Here is a 20552-nt window from a genome sequence, read left to right as displayed (position 1 = left end):
ATGGCGGATGGCGCGCCCGGCAGGACTCGAACCTGCAACCGTCCGCTTAGAAGGCGGATGCTCTATCCGGTTGAGCTACGGGCGCTCGCGGGCCGGAAGCCCTCAGTGGGTCCAGGGGATACGTCTGCCGAAGGCGAAGTTGTCGGCGTAGGCCTTGATGATGCGCTTGGCCGGCGCCGGGTCGATGAGCTGGAAAGCGATGCCGTGAGCCTCGGCATACCGGACCGCCTCCTCCTTCGACTCGAAGCTGAGGCGCACCTGGCTCGACTCGGTGTCGCTGGTCACGGTCCAGCCCATCAGCGGGTCGGGGCGACGCGCGTCCTTGGGTTCGAACTCCAGGACCCAGGCGGCCGCCTTGGCGCGGCCCGACTGCATGGCGGTCTTCGACGGACGATAGATGCGCGCGAGCATGCTCGTTCAAATCCCTAAAAGTCGCCGGCGTGGTCGGGGCGGAGAGATTCGAACTCCCGACCCTCTGCTCCCAAAGCAGATGCGCTACCAGGCTGCGCTACGCCCCGAGGGCGCCGGAGGCCCGTCAATATGGGCGTTTCGCCGTTTCGGCAAACCTAACCGTGCCGGGTCATCAGCTTGAAGACGCCGGAAGCCCGCACAATGTCCACGCCACGGGCGTGCAGCCGCCCGTCCGCGAAGGCGACGTCCTTCGTCGCGCGGCTCATCCGCGCCTCGCCAACGACCCAGTCGCCCTGGCGAGCCATGTGCAGGAAATCGATCGACAGGTGGATTGTCACCGCCACCTGGCGGGCGCCTCGCCCAACGGCTGCGGCCAGCAGTCCGTCCGTGAAAGCCGACAGCATACCGCCGTGAACGATGCCGATGCCGTTGGCGTGGCGCGGCAGGGCGTAGAACGCCTGCTCCACGAGGTCGCCGTCGCTGACGCGGTGGTAGTACGGACCGTTGTGGGTGGAGAACGGCCCGCGACCCTGGGTCAGGACGAAGCCCTCGGGCGGCGGCGGAATGCGATCCTCAGCCACGCGGCATCGCCCGATGCAGCACTCGATCGCCCGGCAACAGGCCGATCTGGGCCGCCCGTCCGCCCGCCAGCTCCAGCACGAACTTCGCCGGCCCGGCGGAGGGGGCGCCGCTTTCGTCCAGCGGCTGGACGTTGCGGCTGATCGAAACCACGCGACCGTTCTCGCCGATATAGATGATGTCCAGCGGGATAAGCGTGTTCCGCATCCAGAACATCTGCGGCGACGATCGGCTGAACAGGAACAGCATGCCACGGTCGGCCGCGAGGCTTTTGCGGCACATCAGGCCGTACTCACGCTCCATGTCGCTGTCGGCGATCTCGACCATGAAGGACTGCACGCCTTTGTCGGTCCGGATCTGCAGCGGCTCCAGCGGCCTGATCTCGGCTTGGCCCTTGCAGTGCTTGGGGTCCTGGCGCGGTAGCTGGGCGGCGGCCGGCGCGGCGACCAGAAGGCTCAGCGCGAGCGCGCCGGCGACGCGGCGGCTCATCAACTCATGCAGCACGAAGGTCACTCCGAAGTGCGTCGTCCGTCAGGCGACGTTAGACCCTTCGATCTCGGCCACCACAAGCCCCTTGGGGCCCTCGGCGAAGCGCACCATCACGCATTCGCCCGGCTGGAGGTCTTCCATTCCTGAGCGGCGCAGCGTCTCGATGTGGACGAAGATGTCGCCGGGTTCGCTGTCGCGCACGACGAAGCCGTAGCCCTTGGCGCGGTTGAACCACTTCACCTTGGCGCCTTCGAGGGGACCGGTGGCCTGCAACGGCCGCCGCACGGGCCGGGCCATGCCTTCCGGCCGCGCGCGCGCCGGGTCCGGACGGCGCTCCGACGGCGTGGCCGAGCTTTCGTCCACCAGCACCACCTCGGCCACCTGCCAGCCCTTGGGTCGGCGTACGACGTCGCAGGTGATCAGTGAGCCTTCGAGGCAACTTTCACGGCCCGAAGTCCTCAGGCTCGTGACGTGCAGCAGCACATCCTTGAGGTCGGTAAGACTTGGATCGTCGGGAACTATGAACCCATAGCCCTTGCCCGCATCGAACCATTTGACGCGACCTTGGATGCGCACCGGCGGCGGCGCATCGACCTGCTCGAATTCAAACCCAACCATTCGCCCCTCGGCCCGCTACCCCTCCCGACACACGGATCGGAGCCGACTATAACACTGTTCTCGTAACAGATGCGCCGTCAATGGTGATTCGCGCGGGTGCGTCGCCAGGCCCAGAGCCCCCTTTCGGGCACGCCGACAAACGACTAGCGAATCTCGTCGCCGGCCACGCCCTCACGACGAAACTTGGCGGGTATCTTGGCGAGGCGCTTTCCGAGGCGGACCGCGCGCCATTTCCACATGGCGGAACCTCCTGTACTCACCGGCGCGCCAGCGAGGAGCCATGCCACGACGGCCTGGTAGCAGGTCGGGACGACGTGATTTGTCCGCAGGATCTCCTCCAGACGGCGGAAGGAGATGACTTCGGGATCGCCTTCCCATGTCTGGTATGTAAGGGCGCCCGCGGCATGCTTCTGCAGATAGTCTCGCCCGACCTCGACGCCCAGAAACACCGCCATGTGCCAGTTCGTGCCGTCCTCCCGCATGAGCAGGCAGGGAACGTTGTGCGGGATCAGCTTGAGGCCGATTTCTTCCTTCGCCTCCCGGCACGCGGTCTCCGCGAGCGAGGCGCCATCGTGCGAGGGTTCGAAGTTTCCACCCACCATGTGGAGATGCCCGCCAAACGCCATCGGCTTGCCGTCGATGGAGAACCGCGCCCGCCGATGGAGAATGAGGCATTGCTTCTCCTTCGAAACGAAGATCGTATTGCCCGAGACCCGGGCGACATCCCGCCAAGGGTCTTTGGGATGGCGGGCGAACTTGGCATCGGTCAGCGCCTGGATCATGGCGTAGTCACACGCAAAACCCGTAAGCCGAGAGGTGTTCGCGCCCGGCTCCCGCCAGTCGTTTCCACCATGCGCTTCAAGCCACGGCGGATCCTGGAGGATCAGGTGCGAGGCATTGTGCTTGAGGGCACTCCTGCGCCGAGCGACCTCGGCGGCGAACTCGGCGGCATCCAGCTTGTAGGCCTCGGCCAGTAGGTTGACCTGGGTCTCCCAGGTCTCGCCCTTGCCGGCCATCATGAGGGTGGGCTCTTTCACCGCGATATCGACCACGCGGCCGCCGGCAGCGTCAGAGGTAAGGTCGGTTGCGTTCTTGCGATAGCGCTCGACCGCATCCGCCACATGGTCCCGGTTGCGCTCCAGCCGCGCTCTGATCAGGAGCGTCAGCAGGAGCACCAGCATCGCTCCGACGATGAACGCGAGCGAGGCCTGCGGTTCGATCAGCGCCGCGGGGATCCCCACGCGTCCGGCTATCTCATTAGATTGTTCCGGAAATCCCTTGATGGCCGCAGAGAGCACGGCCACGACAAGACTGACGATGCCAGCCCCGGTATTGAGATCCTTGGCAAGATTTCTCACGCGCAGCCCCCGCCATTGCGCCCGCCGGCCACTCGGAGCGGTCGGCAACCACGAACAAGCTAGACCATGGAGCACAACCGGCAATACCCGACGCGCCGGGTGCGCGGCAAAATTGCGCGAGTGCACTTCGTCGAGCGGCTGGATGGAAAATGTGAGGAAGTTCGCGTGGCAGTCCCTAGGGGAGTCGAACCCCTCTCTTCAGGTTGAAAACCTGACGTCCTAACCGATAGACGAAGGGACCGCGTGCGCGAGAGGCGGCTCTATAGCGACCTTCGTATGGGGGCGCAAGCGGCCTGCGACACTTAAATCCGGCGGGGATCGGCGACGTCCTCGATCTCGAGTTCCACCCCTTCCCGCCCCTGCCAATCGTCGGGTTTCAGCCGGCCGGCCACATGGACCGCGCCGCCCTCCTGCAGCAGCCGGCGCCCCGTATCCATCTCGCCGACTCGCCAGGCGACCGCCTTGAGTCGTCCGCCCGAACTGTCCGTCAGCGTGCAGCGCACGTGCCCGCCCCGCAGGGCCGTCGGCCGCTCGATCCGAACGTCGGCGGCGGCGAACAGCGGCTCGGGGTTTCCCGGCCCGAACGGCGCGAGGCGCTGGAAGTCCGACCAGAGCGAACGGTCCGCGCCGCGGGTCGTGACCAGGGCGTCGATCTCCAGCGCGTCGTCGGCGGCCGCAGCCTCGCTCTCGGCCGCCAGCCGCTCGCAAAGGAAGGCCCTGAGCTCGGGAATGGTGTCCGGCCGGACCGAGAGACCCGCGGCCATGGCGTGGCCGCCGCCGGCCAGGAGCAGGCCTTCCTCGTAGGCGGCCTGCACGGCGCGGCCCAGGTTGACGCCGGGCTGGGATCGTCCCGACCCCTTGCCGACATTCGCCGGCCGGTCGATGCCGATGACGATCACCGGCTTGCGGTAGCGCTCGCGCAGTCGGCCGGCGACGATGCCGATGACGCCGGGATGCCAGTCGTCCTCGGCCACGATCAGGCACCGCGCCTCCGCCTGGTTGCTCTCGCGCTCGATGTGGCGCACCGCCGCTTCCTGGACTTCCGCCTCCACCTGCTTGCGCTCGGCGTTCAGCGCATCGAGTTCGGCCGCCAACGCAGCCGCTTCGGCCGGATCGTCCGTCGACAGCAGCCGGGCGCCCAGGTCTGAGCGGCCCACGCGTCCGCCGGCGTTGATCCGCGGCCCCAGCAGGAACCCCACGTGGAAGACGGACGCGGGACCCTGCCCCTTCGCCACCTCCATCAGCGCCTTCAGCCCGGGATTGCTCCAGGCCGACATCACCTTCAGCCCCTGCGCGACGAGGGCGCGGTTGAAGCCGGTGAGCTGGGTGACGTCGCAGACCGCGCCCATCGCCGCCAGATCCAGCCAGCTCCGGATGTCGGGCTCGCCGGCGGACGCGAAGCCGCGGCGCCGCGCCTCGCGATTCAGGGCCGCGAGGAGCACGAACGCCACCCCGGCCGCCGCGAGATGGCCCTGCCCCGATCCGCAGTCCGGCCGGTTCGGGTTGACCAGCGCCGCCACCGACGGGATTTCCCCCGGACGCATGAGGTGGTGGTCGATCACCACGACCGGCAGGCCGATCTCGGAGGCGCAGGCCAGGGCGTCGTGGGCGGCAGCGCCGCAGTCCACCGTCACCACCAGCTCGGCGCCCTCGTCCTTCAGGCGGCGGAAGGCGGCCGGCGAAGGGCCGTACCCCTCGTTGATCCGGTCGGGGACATAGATGCCGAGCTCCAGTCCCATCGCCCGGAACCAGCGCACGATCAGCGAGGCGGACGACGCGCCATCGACGTCGTAGTCGGCGAACACCACGACCCGCCGCCTCGATTCCAGGGCGTCCACGAGGATCGTGGCGGCGCGATCCATGTCGGCGAACGACGACGGGTCGGGAAAGAGGGCCTTGAGAGTCGGGTTGAGGAAGTCCGCGCATGCGTCGGCCGTGACCCCGCGAGAGGCCAGCGCGCGGGCCAGCGGCTCGGAAAGGCCGTGCGCCAACTGGTGGCGGCGCACAAGGTCGCCGTCGAAGGCGCGCTGGCGCCACCGACGGCCGCTCAGCGAGCGCGTGACGCCCAGGAACCCCAATTGCGCGTTCCCGTCCGCCATTCGCCTCCGCTCCGCCGCGAGCCGCCACTATCGGCCCCTACCCTACGAGTCGCCAGTGACCAATCGCCCTATCCCGCCGATACGACAGAAGCGGTCGCTCAAAACGAAGACGCCGCCCGGGGGTCCGGACGGCGTCGCCGCGATCGAAATCGGATCGGTGTGGCCTTAGGCCGCCACGGCCTTGCGGCGGCGCAGCACCGAGCCAGCGGCGCCGAAGCCCATGATCATCATGGCCCAGGTCGCGGGTTCGGGAACGGCCTCGAAGTTGTAGGTCGTGCCGCCGGCCGTCACGTTGTCGGCATAGGCCGTGTAGCCCGCGCCGATGCCGCTGCCGACGCCGATGTAGACGGCGCCCACGTAGGCGTTCTGCGACAGCGTGCCGGCCCAGCTCGTCAGGGTGCGCTGGTCGAGCTCGCTGGTCCCGTTGCGGAAGAACGTGCCGCCGGAGCCGATCGTGTTCCAGGAGCCCTTGGGCTGGGCCGCGCCGTAGCCGCCCGCCTGATAGGCCTGCTCCCAGACGAAGTCGTACTTCGTGTTGCCGTCCCAGACCACCATGCGCAGGGCCGGCGAGTACATCGGATCGCAGCAGGCGTTCGTGGACGCTGCATCGATCTGGTACTCGAACGCCAGGTCGGTGAAGTCGCTGAACGCGCCCAGGTTCGAAGCCGACGAGTAGAGGTCGCCCAGCACGAAGCGCGTGCGGTCCCCGTGCAATTCGAGCGAACCGTTGCCCGAACGCGCCGAGTCCGTGGTGATCGTGGCCGAGCCCGTGCCGTTACCGTTCTCGCCGGGCGGATTGCTCCACCCCATCATGTTGCTCGGCGTGACCACCACCGTGCTGGCGCTGGCCGCAGAGGCGACGAAAGCCGCCGCGATGAGCGCCGCAGCGCCCCCGACAAAAGTCCGCATTTCTAATTTCCCCACCAATTTTGAGGGCCACCGCCGGCGACCCGTGCCAAGACGCTTAAGCCACTAACTTTCCCGTGCGCGTTAACTATTTACGGTCACCGAACGCGTTCAACCGCGATGTTCTATGGCTCCACGGGGGGTTGCGGGCAGCGCGAGCTTTTCCCCTGCGCCGGGAATAATCCGGCGCAGACAGGCTAATTGAGATAACATTGGTTGCGGAAACGTGGTGTGGGCCGGCCCGGTTGCGCCGGCCGCGCACGTTAAACCGGACGCTTCATCCGCACTTCGCGGACAGTCCGGGTCGCCGAGTTCATGACCAGCGTGTGGGTATGCACAAAGCCGCCCGCGTGCGCGACGCCGTCGAGCAGCGCACCCTTGGTGACGCCGGTCGCCGCAAAAATTGCGTCCGCGCGGACCATCTCGTGGAGATCGTACTTTTTATCGAGGTCGGTGATCCCCACGCGAGCGGCTCGGGCGCGCTCGTCGGCGTTGCGGAAAACCAGGCGACCCTGGAACTGGCCGCCGACGCACTTCAGTGCGGCGCACGCCAGCACCCCCTCGGGCGCGCCGCCGGAGCCGACGTAGAGGTCGATGCCGGTGTCGGGATCCGCCGTGTTGATCACGCCCGCCACGTCGCCATCGGTGATCAGATACACGCGCGCGCCGACCGAGCGGACCGAGGCGATGATGTCGGCATGCCGCGGGCGGTCCAGGATGCACACCGTGATGTCGCCGGGCTCGACGCCCTTGGCGCTGGCGAGCGCCTTGACGTTGTCGGCCGGGCTCTTGTCCAGGTCGATGACGCCCTCCGGATACCCGGGGCCGCAGGCGATCTTATCCATGTAGGTGTCGGGCGCGTTGAGCAGCGTGCCCTTGGGCGCCCAGGCCATCACGGCCAGCGCGTTGGCCATCGCCTTGGCGGTCAGCGTCGTGCCTTCCAGCGGGTCGAGCGCGATGTCGATCTTGGCGCCTTTGCCCTTGCCGACCTTCTCGCCGATGTAGAGCATCGGGGCCTCGTCCCGCTCGCCCTCGCCGATGACGATCTCGCCGTCGATGTCGAGGTCGTTCAGGGCCGTGCGCATGGCGTCGACGGCGGCCTGGTCGGCGGCCTTCTCGTCGCCGCGGCCAACGAGTTTCCACGCAGCGATGGCGGCGATCTCGGTCACCCGGACCGCGTCCAGCACCAGCCCGCGATCCAGAACTTCAGAACTCATCTCGTTTCCAACCCCAGCGAGCGCCGATCCTTGAAGGCGCGTTTGACCTTAGATGCGAGCAATCCGCAACAGGTGAGGACGATCCAGTACAGCCGGAAGTCCTGCGATACGCTCAACAGCGGCGGACAAGGCGGACTCGGCCACGGCATGCGTCGTCAGCACGATCGGAACGCCTTCGGCGCCCTCGGTCGGCTTTTGCAGGAAGCTTTCGATGGAAACGCCGGCTTCCGCCAGGGTCTCGGACACCGCCGCGATCACCCCGGGCTCGTCCTTGACCAGGAAGCGCAGGTAGGCTCGCCCCGTCATGCGCGATGGGTCGATGGGCTCGAACGGCTTCAGCGACGTGGCCGGCGCCTGGAAGACAGGCCGCACGGCTCCGGTCATCACGTCGGCAATGTCGGCGGCGACGGCAGCCGCGGTCGGCCCCGCGCCGGCGCCCGGCCCTTGCAGGAAGATTCGCCCGACGCGCGCGCCCTCGATGAACAGCGCATTCAGCGCGCCGCCCGCCTGCGCTAGCGGATGGTTCAACGGCGCCAAGGAAGGATGCACGCGCACCAGCACGCCGTCGGCAGAGCGCTCCGCCGAAGCCACCAGCTTGATGCGATAGCCCAGATCGCGCGCCATGCGGATGTCGAGCAGGTCGACCTGCTCGATCCCCTCGATCTCAGCCGCGCCGAAGTTGGGCGCACAGCCGAAGGCCAGGGCGGCCAGGATGGTGACCTTGTGCGCGGCGTCGAAGCCGCCGACGTCCATCGTGGGGTCGGCCTCTGCGTAGCCGAGCCGCTGGGCTTCGCCCAGGACCTCGGCGAACGAGCGCCCCGTCGCCTCCATCTCCGTCAGGATGTAGTTGCAGGTGCCGTTCAAAATGCCGGCGACGGACTTGATCTCGTCGCCGACCAGGGCCTCGCGGACCATCTTCACGGCGGGGACACCGCCCATGACGGCGGCCTCGAACAGCAGCGGCGCGCCCTTCGCCTCGGCCAGGGCCGCGAGCTCGGCGCCGTGCTCGGCGATCAGCGCTTTGTTGGCCGTCACGACCGGCTTGCCCGCCGACAGCGCGGCCTCGACGGCGGCCTTCGCCGGACCGTCCGATCCGCCGATCAGTTCGACGAACAGGTCAACGTCCGGCGACTGGGCCAAGGCCACGGGGTCGTCGAACCAGGGCAGGTTCGAGATGTCGAACGGCCGGGGCCGCGACCGCGACCGCGCGGACACCCCCGTGACGGAGGCCCTGCCCCCGGCCGGCGCGAAATCCGGATGTTCGGAGAGGAAGGTCAGCAGGCCGGCGCCGACGGTGCCGAGGCCCGCGACGCCGATCCGCCAGGATTTTCGGTCACTCGCCATGCCGCTCACTGCACCGCCAGGGCGTTGTGCGCCCGTCCCAGGATCTCGTCCGAGTTGGCGAGGAACTTTTTCACGTTGCGCGCCGCCTGGCGGATCCGGTGCTCGTTCTCGACCAGGCCGATCCGGACGTAGCCCTCGCCGTACTCGCCGAAAGCGATGCCCGGGGCGACCGCCACGCCGGCTTCTTCGATCAGCAGCTTGGAGAACAGCATCGAGCCCGCCTCCTCGTACTGCGGCGGCAGCTTGGCCCAGGCGAACATCGACGCCGGCGGGGCGGGAACGTCCCAGCCCGCGCGCTTCATGGACGACACCAGGGTGTCGCGGCGGCTCTTGTAGATGGCGCGGATCTCGTCGATGCAGTCGGTCGGGCCGTTCAGCGCCGCCGCCGCCGCCACCTGGATCGGCGTGTAGGCGCCATAGTCCAGGTAGGACTTCACCCGCGCCAGCGCCGCGCACATCCGCTCGTTGCCCACCACCATGCCGACGCGCCAGCCGGCCATGGCGAAGGTCTTGCTGAGCGAATTTACCTCGACGGCGATGTCCTTGGCGCCCTCCACCTGCAGCAGCGATGGCGGCGGGTTGTCGTCGAAGTAGATCTCGGAATAGGCGATGTCGGACAGCACGAGCAGGTCGTGCTTGCGGGCCAGCGCCACGACCTCCTTGTAGAAGTCGAGATCGACCCACTGGGCCGTCGGGTTCGACGGGTAGCTGACGATCAGCACGCTGGGAGGCGGGGCCGAGTGCTTCACCGCGCGGCTGATGCCCGAGAGATACTCCTCCGGGCTGCCGGCGGGCACGTGGCGGATGACGCCGCCGGCCATGATGAAGCCGTAGGCGTGGATCGGATAGGCCGGATTCGGGCAGATGATCACGTCGCCCGGGGCCGTCAGCGCCTGGGCGAGGTTCGCGAAGCCTTCTTTCGAGCCGAGGGTGGCGATCACCTCCCGGTCGGGGTCCAGCTTCACGCCGAAGCGGCGGCCGTAATAGCCGGCCATGGCTTTGCGCAGGCCCGCGATGCCCTTGGATGCCGAATAGCGGCCGGCCTTCGGGTCGCGCGCCGTCTCGATCAATTTCTCGACGATGTGCTTCGGGGTCGGCATGTCGGGATTGCCCATGCCGAAGTCGATGATGTCGGTCCCCTGACTGCGCAGGCGGGCCTTGATGCGGTTCACCTCCTCGAAGACGTAGGGTGGGAGGCGGCGGATGCGGTGAAATTCGGGGGTCATAATTGAGCTCTTGCGCCGCGGTTCGCCCATGCGGCCGATCTGCGAGCTGACGTCAGGCTTCGATAGACTCCGGGCGGGAGTCCGCCAAGCCGGCTTTGGGGATTTTTATGCCTCTCGCGGCGCCTTAGCGCGGCGGAGGCGGGGTAGCTCGTTCGCGAAGCTCCCGGGCGAAGGCGTCGGCGTCGCCGGGCTTCGGCGGCTCGAGTTGCGGGCCGGCGTCCTGGCGGGCCTTCTCCGCGAACGCGTCGGTGCCCTGCAGCGTCCACGTGCCGGGCGCCGTAGCCTCGGTCAGCGCGTCGCCCTGCGCCAGCACCGAGCGGGCGTCCTGACCGTACTGCGCCAGCGGCCGGATGTCGGTCGGCTTCTTGGGGATGCTGGCGAAGGTCGGGAACTTGCCGGCCTGGCGCGTGATGCGCGCCACGTCCCCGGCGACCGCCGACGTCGGGTCGATCTTGGCGTCCTTGAAGGGATTGCCGACACAGCCGGTCAGCACGACGGAACCCGCTGCTAGCGCGAGCGCTGTGCCGGCCTTGAGGATGATCGGAAAAAGCGGGCGCGACGCATTCATTTGCGTCAAGGTCTTATGCGATGATCGCGATATGCGGAAGAGTGCGACTGCAGATCGCGCCATTCGGGAGAACGACAGGATGAGCGAGCAGACCTCGGCCCCGGCAAAGGGGGCGAAGAAAGCCGGCTCCAAGAAGGGTGAGAAGAAGGCGGCCAAGGCGGCCGCCGAGGCGAAGTCGTTCACTGCCGAATCTGCGCCGCCCAGCGCTGAACCAATGCCCCAGCCCATGGCGGCTGCGTTCGATCCGGCGGCCTTCACTGCCGAACAGCGCGTGCAGATGGAACAGCTTTCGATGAACCTGGCCCGCGCGGCCATCGCCGCCCAGGGGGCCATCGCCGAGATGGCCCTGCGCCAGGCGGATCGCCCCGCCGCGCTGTCGCCCGACCCCTTCCATGTGGCGCCGGCGCTGACGCAGGTGATGAGTCGGCTCGCGGCCCAGCCGGACCGGCTGATGCGGGCGCAGGCCGACCTCTTCTCCCGCTACCTCGACCTCTGGCAGTCGGCGGCGCGCAGGGCCGGTGGGGAGACTCCGGCCCCGATCGTGACCCCCGCCAAGGGCGACAAGCGCTTCAACGATCCCGACTGGAACGACAACCCGGTCTTCGACGTGATCAAGCAGTCCTATCTGCTGACGGCCAATTTCCTGAACGACCTCGTGGCCGACGTCGACGGGGTCGAACCGCTTGAGAAGCGCCGCGTCGAATTCTTCATGCGAATGCTGACCGACGCGTTCTCGCCGTCGAACTTCCTCGCCTCCAACCCGACGGCGCTCAAGGAGGTCATGGCCACGGGGGGCGCCAGCCTGGTCCGCGGCATGGAGAACTTCCAGGCTGACCTGCAACGCGGCGGCGGACAGCTCTCGATCGCCCAGACCGACTACGACCAGTTCAAGATCGGCGAGAACGTGGCCACGGCGCCGGGCAAGGTCGTCTTCCGCAACGAGATCATCGAACTGCTGCAGTTCTCCCCCTCGACCGACGAGGTGTTCGAGATCCCGCTGGTGATTTTCCCGCCGTGGATCAACAAGTTCTACATCCTTGACCTGCGGCCCGAGAATTCGATGATCCGCTGGCTGGCGGCCCAGGGCGTCACGGTCTTCGTGGCTTCATGGGTGAACCCCGACAGCGCGCTCGCGACCAAGACGTTCGAAGACTACATGCGCGAGGGCATCTACGAAGGCGTCGGCGCCGCGCTGAAACAGGCCGGCGTCGATCAAGTAAACACCGTCGGCTATTGCATCGGCGGCACCCTGCTCTCGGCCACCCTCGCCCACATGGCGGCGACCGGAAACACGTCCATCGGCTCGGCCACCTTCTTCGCCGCCCAGCAGGACTTCTCCGAGGCCGGCGACCTCCTGCTCTTCACCAACGAAGACTGGCTGGCCGATCTGGAAGCCAAGATGGACCAGGGCGGCGGCGTACTGTCGGGCCAGAGCATGGCCGACACGTTCAACGCGCTGCGCGGCAACGACCTGATCTGGTCGTTCTTCGTGAACAACTACCTGCTCGGCAAGGAGCCCAAGCCCTTCGACCTGCTGTTCTGGAATTCCGACCAGACGCGGATGCCGAAGACCCTCCACACCTTCTACCTGCGTCGGTTCTACGGCCAGAACGCCATGGCCAAGGGCGAACTCACCCTGGGCGGAGTCCAGATCGACCTCGGCAAGGTGAAGGTCCCGGTCTACGTCCAGTCCTCGAAGGAGGACCACATCGCCCCTGCGCGCTCGGTCTACAAGGGCGCCCGGCTGTTCGGCGGACCGACCACCTTTACCATGGCGGGCTCGGGACATATCGCCGGCGTCATCAACGCTCCCGCCGCCAACAAGTACCAGCACTGGACCAACGACAAGCTCCCGGCGACGCTCGAGGAGTGGCAGGCCGGCGCCATTGAACACCCAGGGTCCTGGTGGCCGCACTGGCTGGTCTGGCTGCAGGCCCGGTCGGGCAAGAAGGTCCCGGCGCGCGATCCCGCCCAGGGGCCGCTCAAGCCGCTGGGCGACGCGCCGGGCGAGTATGTGAAGGTGAGGAGCTGAGCCGGACACGCCGCCTGGCTCTCGCCGCTGCGCTGCTGCTCGCAGCGACACCGGCGCTCGCCCAGAAGCGGCCGGAGCTCGATGGGCCGACGCAGTACGACATGAACGTGCAGGCAGGGACGCGCCACGAGATGGCCGACAAGGAGCTCAACCGCGTCTACGCCAAGCTGGTGGCCGAGGCCTCGCCCGGGGGGCGGCAGCGGCTTCGCGCGGCCCAGCGCGCCTGGATCGCCTTCCGCGACCTCGACTGCGCCGCTCGGGCGGGTTCGCGCGGCGGTTCGTTCTACACCGCGTCCCTGTCGCTTTGCCTGGAAGCGGTGACCGACGAGCGGACCAGGACGCTCCAGGCCGAGCTGGACTGCGCCGAGGGCGAGATGGGCTGCGCCGGCCACAAGGAAGACTGACTAAAGCGCCTGATCGGCCAGCAGCGCGGCCCTGGGGTCGCTGATCGCCCGCATCCGCTCGGCTTCGCTCTTCGGCGTCGACACCGCAGGCTTTGCAGCTCCCAGCGCCCGGCCATAGGCCTCGGTCAGCGCCTGGTCGCGGGCCACGGCGATGTCGGGCTGCACGCCCACGCCCTCCCAATTTCCTCCGGTCGTCGGATGCACGACCTTCCCCGTGGGGATGAACACGCGGAAGCCGTAGTCCAGGTGGAAGCCGCGGTTGGCCGGATTGGCGGCGCCGGCCGTCGTCTCGCCGATCAGCGTCGCCCGCTTCGCCGCCTGCAGGTCGTAGGCGAAGGCCTCGGCCGCCGATCCGGTTTCGCGCGACGTCAGGACGAAGACCGGCTTGTCGGCATAGAGCGGCTGGCCCTTCGGCGCGCGCGGCGCGCGCTGCATCACCTCGGTCCCACCACCTTCCGTGCGCCAGTAGATCTTCGCCATCGGAATGGGCGCGCGCGACAGGTGACCCAAGAACGTCTCGTCGCTGGCGCCGCCGCCGCCATGGTTCTCGCGCAGGTCGATGATGAGGGCGTCGGTGTCCTGGAGGAGGTCCAGCGCGGTCTCGACGAGCTTCGCCCCCGCTTCGCCCTGCTCGAAGTAGCTCATCTTCAGGAGCCCGACGTTGCCCGGCAGCCGGCGGATCGCCATCAGGCCGTAGGCGAGCCGGCGGTCCACCAGCGCCTGCTGCTCGTCGGTCAGTCTTGCGCCGCGGCTCGCGTCCAGGGTCTCGAGCGACACCTTGAGGTGCTTGTCGTGCGAAACGGCGTAGAGATCGCGGGTCACGGCCTCCGCGAACGCCGCACGGCTGTCCAGCTTCACATACTCTGCCCTGTGGCGCTTCAGGTCCGCCTGCACCGCGGCGCCGACCTTGGGATCCATGTAGCCGTCCATGTTCTCGACCAACTGGTCGACCACCTCCCCCGCGGCCTTCGGCGTGAGGTCGCCAGCCAGGGCTGTGACGGGCATCGCCGCCATGGCGGCGGCAAACAGCAGGTTACGGAACATTCGGTCCTCGCTCGTTGATGCGGAGGCTGGGTCGCACGCTGGATCCGAGGCTTCGAGTTACGTCGGTGTCATGACTAAGGTTTAATGCAAGCTACCTTGCGTCGCCCAGTACCTTGCCGTACCCAATGGCTCAGCAAGGAGGGACCAACCGGGTGCCCGAAGCCATCGAAATCCAGCTTAAGAAGGGGGCGCTCGAACTCTGCGTTCTGGCCCTGCTTCACCAGCACGACAGCTACGCCTACGAGATCGCCAGCCGCCTCGCCGACGCCATCGGCATGGGTGAAGGCACGATCTATCCCCTGATGCGCCGGCTCCAGTCGGACGGCCTCGTCGAGACCTATCTCGTCGAGAGCACCGCCGGCCCGCCGCGCAAGTACTACCGGCTCAGCGAGGCCGGAAAGAAGAGTTTCAACTCGCAGTCGGCCGCCTGGAAGTCGTTCTCGGGCGCCGTCAACGACATCCTTGGAGGGGCGCAATGACACGCCAGGCTTTCATGGCCCGGCTGCGGGAGGGCCTGCGCGGCCTGCCCCCGCAAACCGTGACCGACATCGTCGCCGATTATGAGGCGCATTTCATCGACGGCGAAGCCGCCGGCCGCACCGAGGCCGAAGTCGCCGCGGCGCTGGGCGATCCCGACCGCCTGGCGCGGGAAATCCGCGCCGAGAGCAGCCTCAACCGCTGGCGCGACGAGCGCAGTCCTTCTTCCGCCGCGGCCGCCGTCTTCGCGGTCCTCGGCCTCGGCGCGATCGATATCCTGGTGCTGCTGCCGATCCTCATGGGCGTGGCGGGCGCGATCGTGGGCCTCTTCGTGGCGGTGATCGCCTGCTTCTTCGCCGGCGCCTTCGTCTTTGCGGCAGGCCCCTTCATGGACCCGCCGGGCGGACCGGCCACCGCCATCCTCAGCGGCATCGGCATCATGGCCGGTTCGGCCTCGGGCGGAGCGCTGCTGACGATCGTCTCGATCGGCCTGATCAACGCCCTCGTCTGGTACGGGCGGCTCCACTACCGGCTGCTGAAGCCGGCCCTCGAACCGCAAGCCTGAGGCCTCGCCATGATCCGCGTTCTCTTCATGATCGCCATCGCCGGCTTCGTGCTCTCGGTGGCAACCCTGTCGGCGGCGGTCGCCATCGGCGGCCCGGAGGCCGTCGCCAACGGCGGCTGGAAGGTCCTCTCCGGTCGCTGGGACGACTGGGACGCCGACGTCCGCTGGGACTGGGACAACGACAGCGATTGGGGGGCCCGCCATCACCGCGCCGAACTCGGCCCGCAAGGGACCCGCACGCTGGCCTGGAGCGGCGCCGAACGGCTGGGCATCGACCTGCCGGCTGACGTCCGCTACGTCCAGCAGGCCGGCCCGGCCGCCGTCATCGTGACCGGTCCCCAACGGGCGATCGACGAAGTCGTCGTCCGCGGCGACAGCATCCGCTACGAACATCACGGCGCCCACTGGCGGCCGAAGCTCAGCATCGTCGTCCGCGCCCCAAACATCAGCCAGTTCGAGGTGTCCGGTGACAACCGGCTCGCGATCGAGGGCTACCGGCAGGATAGCCTGCGCCTGCACGTCTCCGGGGTGGCCGAGGTCAGCGCGGATGGCGAAGCGGATACCCTCGACCTAGACATGTCGGGCAAGGCCGAGGCGGACCTCGCCGACCTCAAGGCCAAGGGCGCCAAGGTGGACCTGTCCGGCGCCACCGAAGCGACGATCGCGCCGACCGACTGGGCCAAGCTCGACATCTCGGGCGCCGGCGACGTGCGCCTGCTGACCAACCCCCGCCAACTCGAAACCGACGTCAGCGGCGCCGGGCGGGTTCGGCACAGCGAGCCTTCGGCCAGGCCCTCGCCGTCTCCCGTTCCTTCGCCTTCACCGTCTCCCAGCCCGAAGAGTGACAAGCTCTAGGCTGACACTGGCGGCCCGGGACCATTGCGCCGTCCCGGGCCGTCCCTTCTGGATCAGGCGGGAATGAACTTCAGCGCCAGGCCGTTGTTGCAGTAGCGCAGGCCGGTGGGTTTGGGGCCGTCGTCGAACACGTGGCCCTGGTGGCCCAGGCATTGGGCGCAGTGGTACTCGGTGCGCGCCACGCCGATCTTGTAGTCGGTCTTAGTGGCCACCGCCCCGGGCAGGGCCCGGTAGAAGCTGGGCCAGCCGGTGCCGCTCTCGAACTTGGTGGTCGAGCTGAACAGCGGCAGGCCGCAGCCCAGGCAGGCGAACGTACCCTTGCGATGCTCGTTCAGCAGGGGACTTGTGCCCGGCCGTTCGGTGTCCTCGCGCCGCAGCACTTGGTAGCTGGGCCCGGGAAGGCGCTGCTTCCACTCTCCGTCGGTGATCTTGCGGAACGGCGAGTTGGCGTAGGCGTCCTTGGCCGCCGCAAGCGACGAGACGGGCGCAACGAACGCGAGCGCGGACGCGGCGGCCAGGAAGCCGCGGCGGTGAAGAGGGCTGGGGGTGCTCATGACCCCGATTACGTGCGCTCTCGGCGTCGAGATGCAAGGGCGTCCGGGTGCATGAGCTCCATGCGCGCCGGGCATTTCCGAATCTAGAGCCCCTCGCCTTCCGGGAGGCCGAGCATCAGGTTGAGGTTCTGCACCGCCGCGCCGGACGCGCCCTTGCCCAGGTTGTCGAGCAGGGCGACGAGCCGCGCCTGGCTGCCATCCGCACTGCCGAAGACGAAGAGGCGCATCCGGTTCGTACCGTTGAGCGCCTCGGGATCCAGCGCTTGGACATAGCTGGCCGCGCCGGCGCGAGCCTTCTGGAGCTCCGCGCATTCGGCGTCGCTGGTCACCTCGACGAAGGCCTCACCGGCGTAGGCAGCTTCCAGCGCCACATGCAGGTCGGCCGGCGACGGCTTGCCCGGGAGCGCCCAAAGCTGGAGCGGAACCTCCACCAGCATTCCCTGCGCGTACCGCCCAACAGACGGCGCGAACACCGGCGGATGGGAGATTCCTGTATGGATCTGCATCTCAGGCAGGTGCTTGTGCGCCAGGGTGAAGCCATAGGCGCGGAAGGCGTCGCTCGTGCCGACCGGCGCGGCGGCGGCCTCGAACTCGGCGATCAGCCCCTTCCCGCCCCCGGAGTAGCCCGAGATCGCGTTCACGGTCAGCGGGAAGTCGGCGGGGACCAGACCGGCCGCCACCAGCGGCCGCACGAGGCCAATGAAGCCCGTGGGATAGCAGCCGGGGTTCGACACCCGGTCCGACGCCTTGATTGCGGCTCGCTGGCCCTTCGACATCTCGGGGAAGCCGTAGCTCCAGTCCGGCGCCGTGCGGAACGCCGTCGAGGCGTCGACCACCTTCACGCGGTTGGACGTGATCATCGACACCGCCTCGCGCGAGGCGTCGTCGGGCAGGCACAGCACAACCGCGTCGGCGGCGTTCAGCAGTTCGGCGCGCGCGTCGGTGTCCTTGCGCCGGGCCGGGTCGATCGAGAGGATTTCCAAGTCCGGACGCTTCGCAAGCCGATCGCGAATCTGGAGCCCGGTGGTGCCGGCTTCGCCGTCGATGAACACTGTGTGGGCCATGGGGGTCCCCGAAATGTGCAGGCCAAAAAGAGAAAGGGCGCCTCGGTTGCCCGAAGCGCCCTTCTGCAAACGCGAGTGCTCGCGCGCGGGTTAGCGCTTCGAGAACTGGAAGCTCTCTAAGTCATTGTATTTGCATCGATATTGTCGTCGAAAAAACATTGTGAATGATCTGTGAAGCGGGGTTCTCGATTGGCGCTGACCAAAGTGTCTTGCGAAGGTCGACGTCGATGTGATGGCATGTGGAAACTACGGGCTTACTGCTGGGATAGAGCACACCCGGCGATCAGCAAATCTGCGGACGTCCCCATGCACGGCCTTCACGTCGAGGTCAACGTGGAGGGCGTTGGCGCGAGCGTATCGTCACCTTCGCGGCCGTCGCGACTTGCCAGGACCCAATGGGGCGGCGTCCAAACCGACGATGCTACCTTGCTGATGGTCTGCATCCCGCACTGGCCGATGTCTGCTTGGCGACATGGGGTAAACCACGGCGGGATCGGACTCAGGTTCGGATCGTGATGGTCGGCCACACCGCCGGGTCCGCGACGTCTCTATCGGACCACGCGCCAGACCAGCGGCAGCTGCCGCGTCCAGGGGCGGGCGAAGGCAGAACCGCCCCTGCTGGCGAGGCTCCACGATCATAGGCTCTGATGCCCAGCTTAGGGGGTGGACCCTTCGCGCCCAAGACACTTCTGCGCCCGGCTTTCTCCACCCCTCTCGCGCCAAAATGGGCCAGAGCCTCGCGCCCTAACGAACGGCAAGTGTCAGCTCTGACCCAGCGGCAAGTTGATCGCCATTGTGCTTCAGGATCGCTGCATAGCGCGACAACGCCCGCACCTCCGTCGCGCGACGGCACCAATCGACATCGTAAAATGCGAGTTCACGGTTGGTCGCTGCGTTGCGGCAGACGGTTCCAGCGGCGACCCTCACCTCGTGCTTCACTGCGGCCGCTGGCTTCCCGGCCAGGGCGATCCGCACCACCGTGGGCGTTCGGCCGTCCACCTGGACCGGCGCCACGGATTGGGCCGCGGCGGCGAGCGGCAGCGTCAGGGCCGCGACCGCGGCGAGCGCACTGAAAGTGTTCAGACTGGACATCGATGGCCTCCTTGCAATTGGCCATCCGAAGCTAAAGCCGCCGCAACAAATCTCGATTGTCGCGCGTCAAGCGATGCCTTGATCATCGCGCCAGCCCTGCATCATCCATCAGCGCGCGGCGCGACGCCGATCGGGGCGGACCTGAGGGGCCATTAGGTCTCAGGCCATCCGGCCGACGAAAGGCCCCGCGGACGCATCCGCAGGGCCAGGAAAGGGGAAAACGTTCAAGGTCTAGCCTCTCTGTCGATCACCTTCCTTCCAGCGCCGCCGTCGGAAGCCCACGTGGGGCGGCATGTAGGCAACCTAGGCGCTGGAAGGCCAAAAGGCCTTGAAGGGGATCAAGTAAACGGCGGGTTTCGGTCAAGCCGCAGGCGCGACTGCCTCACCTTCTCGCCACGCGCGAACCCGTGCGCCGTGGCGGCCCACCTCGAGCCGCGAGATCGCGCGCAGGTGCACCTCGTCGGGCCCGTCGGCGAGGCGCAGGGCGCGCATCCCCGCGTAGGCGCGGGCCAAGCCAAAGTCCTCGGACACGCCGGCGCCCCCGTGCGCCTGGATCGCGTCGTCCAGCACCTTCAGCGCGGTGCGCGGGGCCGCGACCTTGATCATGGCGATCTCGAGCTGAGCGGCCTTGTTGCCCACCTTGTCCATCATGTCGGCGGCCTTCAGGCAGAGGAGCCGTGTCATCTCTATGTCGAGGCGAGCCTCGCCGATCCGCTGCTCCCACACCGACTGGTCGGCCAGGCGCTTGCCGAACGCCACCCTGGAGAGCAGGCGATCCACCATCTTCTCCAGCGCCACCTCGGCCGCGCCTAGAGTTCGCATGCAGTGGTGGATGCGCCCCGGCCCCAGGCGGCCCTGGGCGATCTCGAATCCACGCCCCTCCCCCAGGATCAGATTCTCCACCGGCACGCGCACGTCGCGCAGCACCACCTCGGCGTGGCCGTGGGGGGCGTCGTCGTAGCCGAACACCGGCAGCATGCGCACGACCTCCAGCCCGGGCGCGTCGGTGGGCACCAGGATCTGCGACTGCTGGGCGTGGCGTGCGCCGTCCGGGTTCGTCTTGCCCATCAGGATGGCGATCTTGCAGCGCGGATCGCCCAGCCCCGACGACCACCACTTGCGGCCATTGATGACGTAGTGGTCGCCGTCGCGGCGAATGGAGGTCTGGATGTTCGTGGCGTCGGACGAGGCGACGTCCGGCTCGGTCATCAGGAAGGCCGAGCGAATTTCGCCGGCCATCAGCGGCCGCAGCCACGCCGCCTTCTGGGCCGGCGAGCCGTAGTTGCGCAGCACCTCCATGTTGCCGGTGTCCGGCGCCGAGCAGTTGAAGACCTCCGAGGCGAATCCGACGCGGCCCATCTCCTCGGCGCAGAGGGCGTACTCGAGGTTCGTCAGGCCAGGCCCGGCGTCCTCCTCCGCGCTGCCGCCGGCCGGCTCCGGGGTGAGGAAGAGGTTCCACAGCCCCTCCGAATAGGCCCGCGCCTTGAGCTCCTCCACGATCGGAATGACCCGCCAGCGCGCGGCGCCCTCCACCGCCATCTGCTGCTGGTAGACCGGGATCGCCGGATAGACGTGCGCGGCCATGAAGGCGCGCACGCGGTCGCGCCAGGCGGTCTCGCGATCGGAAAGGCCGAAGTCCATGGCGGAGTT

At 68.0% G+C, this 20552-nt stretch carries 21 protein-coding genes and 3 tRNA genes; 5 read left to right on the top strand and 19 right to left on the bottom strand.

The window, feature by feature from the left end:
• Positions 1 to 8: 8 nt before the first annotated feature.
• The 14 genes from Q0L11_RS20600 to Q0L11_RS20535 form a co-directional block, all read right to left on the bottom strand.
• Positions 9 to 85 (bottom strand) — tRNA-Arg (locus tag Q0L11_RS20600).
• A gap of 17 nt (positions 86 to 102) precedes the next feature.
• Positions 103 to 411 carry an ETC complex I subunit gene (locus Q0L11_RS20595; protein ID WP_296599752.1) on the bottom strand — a complete coding sequence of 103 codons (309 nt, stop codon included), beginning with the start codon at positions 409 to 411 and terminating at the stop codon, positions 103 to 105.
• A gap of 30 nt (positions 412 to 441) precedes the next feature.
• Positions 442 to 518, bottom strand: a tRNA-Pro gene (locus tag Q0L11_RS20590).
• Between the two features lie 48 nt (positions 519 to 566).
• Positions 567 to 992 (bottom strand): PaaI family thioesterase, encoded by a 426-nt coding sequence (locus Q0L11_RS20585; protein ID WP_296599750.1) that lies wholly within the window; start codon positions 990 to 992, stop codon positions 567 to 569.
• Positions 985 to 1479 carry a DUF192 domain-containing protein gene (locus tag Q0L11_RS20580; RefSeq protein WP_296599749.1) on the bottom strand — a complete coding sequence of 165 codons (495 nt, stop codon included), beginning with the start codon at positions 1477 to 1479 and terminating at the stop codon, positions 985 to 987. Before Q0L11_RS20580 ends, Q0L11_RS20585 begins: the two co-directional genes overlap by 8 nt.
• Positions 1480 to 1521: 42 nt before the next feature.
• A complete protein-coding gene (locus Q0L11_RS20575; RefSeq protein WP_296599748.1) occupies positions 1522 to 2097 on the bottom strand; it encodes a cold-shock protein in 576 nt (191 codons plus the stop codon).
• Positions 2098 to 2240: 143 nt separating this feature from the next.
• Positions 2241 to 3455: an NUDIX hydrolase gene (locus tag Q0L11_RS20570; protein ID WP_296599746.1), complete on the bottom strand. Its 1215-nt coding sequence runs from the start codon at positions 3453 to 3455 to the stop codon at positions 2241 to 2243.
• Between the two features lie 166 nt (positions 3456 to 3621).
• A tRNA-Glu gene (locus tag Q0L11_RS20565) sits at positions 3622 to 3696 on the bottom strand.
• Between the two features lie 61 nt (positions 3697 to 3757).
• Positions 3758 to 5554: a single-stranded-DNA-specific exonuclease RecJ gene (gene recJ, locus Q0L11_RS20560; RefSeq protein WP_296599744.1), complete on the bottom strand. Its 1797-nt coding sequence runs from the start codon at positions 5552 to 5554 to the stop codon at positions 3758 to 3760.
• A 165-nt stretch (positions 5555 to 5719) separates the two neighbouring features.
• On the bottom strand, positions 5720 to 6463 hold the full coding sequence (locus Q0L11_RS20555) for a PEPxxWA-CTERM sorting domain-containing protein (protein ID WP_296599743.1): 744 nt from the start codon (positions 6461 to 6463) through the stop codon (positions 5720 to 5722).
• A gap of 260 nt (positions 6464 to 6723) precedes the next feature.
• Complete coding sequence (glpX, locus tag Q0L11_RS20550) at positions 6724 to 7677, bottom strand: class II fructose-bisphosphatase (protein WP_296599742.1); 954 nt, start codon at positions 7675 to 7677, stop codon at positions 6724 to 6726.
• A gap of 48 nt (positions 7678 to 7725) precedes the next feature.
• Positions 7726 to 9021, bottom strand: a complete 1296-nt coding sequence (locus Q0L11_RS20545; protein ID WP_296599741.1) for a homoserine dehydrogenase — start codon at positions 9019 to 9021, stop codon at positions 7726 to 7728.
• Between the two features lie 5 nt (positions 9022 to 9026).
• Positions 9027 to 10247 (bottom strand): LL-diaminopimelate aminotransferase, encoded by a 1221-nt coding sequence (locus Q0L11_RS20540; protein ID WP_296599740.1) that lies wholly within the window; start codon positions 10245 to 10247, stop codon positions 9027 to 9029.
• Between the two features lie 124 nt (positions 10248 to 10371).
• On the bottom strand, positions 10372 to 10740 hold the full coding sequence (locus tag Q0L11_RS20535; protein WP_296599738.1) for a hypothetical protein: 369 nt from the start codon (positions 10738 to 10740) through the stop codon (positions 10372 to 10374).
• A 154-nt stretch (positions 10741 to 10894) separates the two neighbouring features.
• Here Q0L11_RS20535 and phaC point away from each other — a divergent pair, with 154 nt between their 5' ends.
• Together phaC and Q0L11_RS24715 are read left to right on the top strand one after the other, a co-directional pair.
• Complete coding sequence (gene phaC, locus Q0L11_RS20530) at positions 10895 to 12847, top strand: class I poly(R)-hydroxyalkanoic acid synthase (protein WP_296599737.1); 1953 nt, start codon at positions 10895 to 10897, stop codon at positions 12845 to 12847.
• Entirely contained in the window at positions 12730 to 13251 is a 522-nt protein-coding gene (locus tag Q0L11_RS24715) for a lysozyme inhibitor LprI family protein (protein WP_367183472.1), read from the top strand. Before phaC ends, Q0L11_RS24715 begins: the two co-directional genes overlap by 118 nt.
• Here Q0L11_RS24715 and Q0L11_RS20520 read toward each other — a convergent pair whose 3' ends face one another.
• Entirely contained in the window at positions 13252 to 14295 is a 1044-nt protein-coding gene (locus Q0L11_RS20520) for a S41 family peptidase (RefSeq protein ID WP_296599734.1), read from the bottom strand.
• Positions 14296 to 14447: 152 nt separating this feature from the next.
• On the opposite strand from Q0L11_RS20520, the gene Q0L11_RS20515 reads away from it, so the two are divergent.
• From Q0L11_RS20515 to Q0L11_RS20505, 3 genes are read left to right on the top strand one after another with little or no spacing between them, the layout of a single operon-like run.
• Entirely contained in the window at positions 14448 to 14774 is a 327-nt protein-coding gene (locus Q0L11_RS20515; RefSeq protein ID WP_296599732.1) for a PadR family transcriptional regulator, read from the top strand.
• Positions 14771 to 15337, top strand: a complete 567-nt coding sequence (locus Q0L11_RS20510; RefSeq protein WP_296599731.1) for a DUF1700 domain-containing protein — start codon at positions 14771 to 14773, stop codon at positions 15335 to 15337. The genes Q0L11_RS20515 and Q0L11_RS20510 overlap by 4 nt, the downstream gene beginning before the upstream one ends.
• 9 nt (positions 15338 to 15346) lie before the next feature.
• Complete coding sequence (locus tag Q0L11_RS20505; protein ID WP_296599729.1) at positions 15347 to 16192, top strand: DUF2807 domain-containing protein; 846 nt, start codon at positions 15347 to 15349, stop codon at positions 16190 to 16192.
• Positions 16193 to 16245: 53 nt separating this feature from the next.
• Here Q0L11_RS20505 and msrB read toward each other — a convergent pair whose 3' ends face one another.
• The 4 genes from msrB to Q0L11_RS20485 form a co-directional block, all read right to left on the bottom strand.
• Positions 16246 to 16746, bottom strand: coding sequence for a peptide-methionine (R)-S-oxide reductase MsrB (gene msrB / locus Q0L11_RS20500; RefSeq protein WP_296599728.1), 501 nt, complete (start codon positions 16744 to 16746; stop codon positions 16246 to 16248).
• A gap of 83 nt (positions 16747 to 16829) precedes the next feature.
• Entirely contained in the window at positions 16830 to 17810 is a 981-nt protein-coding gene (gene argC / locus Q0L11_RS20495) for an N-acetyl-gamma-glutamyl-phosphate reductase (protein ID WP_296599727.1), read from the bottom strand.
• A 744-nt stretch (positions 17811 to 18554) separates the two neighbouring features.
• Positions 18555 to 18902: a hypothetical protein gene (locus Q0L11_RS20490; protein WP_296599726.1), complete on the bottom strand. Its 348-nt coding sequence runs from the start codon at positions 18900 to 18902 to the stop codon at positions 18555 to 18557.
• Positions 18903 to 19262: 360 nt separating this feature from the next.
• The gene (locus Q0L11_RS20485; protein WP_296599724.1) at positions 19263 to 20543 is read right to left on the bottom strand and encodes an acyl-CoA dehydrogenase family protein; all 1281 of its coding nucleotides are present in this window, start codon (positions 20541 to 20543) and stop codon (positions 19263 to 19265) included.
• Positions 20544 to 20552 lie beyond the last annotated feature (9 nt).

This window comes from Phenylobacterium sp. (assembly GCF_024508875.1).
Lineage (GTDB): Bacteria > Pseudomonadota > Alphaproteobacteria > Caulobacterales > Caulobacteraceae > Phenylobacterium.
This window is presented reverse-complemented; position numbering and strand designations above follow the sequence as displayed.

What these genes read in the sequence shown, in the direction of transcription:
- Q0L11_RS20505 (WP_296599729.1), top strand. Translation starts at nt 15,347, where the DNA reads ATGATCCGCGTTCTCTTCATGATCGCCATCGCCGGCTTCGTGCTCTCG.
- Q0L11_RS20520 (WP_296599734.1), bottom strand. Translation starts at nt 14,295, where the DNA reads ATGTTCCGTAACCTGCTGTTTGCCGCCGCCATGGCGGCGATGCCCGTC.
- Q0L11_RS20540 (WP_296599740.1), bottom strand. Translation starts at nt 10,247, where the DNA reads ATGACCCCCGAATTTCACCGCATCCGCCGCCTCCCACCCTACGTCTTC.
- msrB (WP_296599728.1), bottom strand. Translation starts at nt 16,746, where the DNA reads ATGAGCACCCCCAGCCCTCTTCACCGCCGCGGCTTCCTGGCCGCCGCG.
- recJ (WP_296599744.1), bottom strand. Translation starts at nt 5,554, where the DNA reads ATGGCGGACGGGAACGCGCAATTGGGGTTCCTGGGCGTCACGCGCTCG.
- phaC (WP_296599737.1), top strand. Translation starts at nt 10,895, where the DNA reads ATGAGCGAGCAGACCTCGGCCCCGGCAAAGGGGGCGAAGAAAGCCGGC.
- Q0L11_RS20510 (WP_296599731.1), top strand. Translation starts at nt 14,771, where the DNA reads ATGACACGCCAGGCTTTCATGGCCCGGCTGCGGGAGGGCCTGCGCGGC.
- Q0L11_RS20545 (WP_296599741.1), bottom strand. Translation starts at nt 9,021, where the DNA reads ATGGCGAGTGACCGAAAATCCTGGCGGATCGGCGTCGCGGGCCTCGGC.
- Q0L11_RS20485 (WP_296599724.1), bottom strand. Translation starts at nt 20,543, where the DNA reads ATGGACTTCGGCCTTTCCGATCGCGAGACCGCCTGGCGCGACCGCGTG.
- argC (WP_296599727.1), bottom strand. Translation starts at nt 17,810, where the DNA reads ATGGCCCACACAGTGTTCATCGACGGCGAAGCCGGCACCACCGGGCTC.
- glpX (WP_296599742.1), bottom strand. Translation starts at nt 7,677, where the DNA reads ATGAGTTCTGAAGTTCTGGATCGCGGGCTGGTGCTGGACGCGGTCCGG.
- Q0L11_RS20490 (WP_296599726.1), bottom strand. Translation starts at nt 18,902, where the DNA reads ATGTCCAGTCTGAACACTTTCAGTGCGCTCGCCGCGGTCGCGGCCCTG.
- Q0L11_RS20595 (WP_296599752.1), bottom strand. Translation starts at nt 411, where the DNA reads ATGCTCGCGCGCATCTATCGTCCGTCGAAGACCGCCATGCAGTCGGGC.
- Q0L11_RS20555 (WP_296599743.1), bottom strand. Translation starts at nt 6,463, where the DNA reads ATGCGGACTTTTGTCGGGGGCGCTGCGGCGCTCATCGCGGCGGCTTTC.
- Q0L11_RS20575 (WP_296599748.1), bottom strand. Translation starts at nt 2,097, where the DNA reads ATGGTTGGGTTTGAATTCGAGCAGGTCGATGCGCCGCCGCCGGTGCGC.
- Q0L11_RS20580 (WP_296599749.1), bottom strand. Translation starts at nt 1,479, where the DNA reads ATGAGCCGCCGCGTCGCCGGCGCGCTCGCGCTGAGCCTTCTGGTCGCC.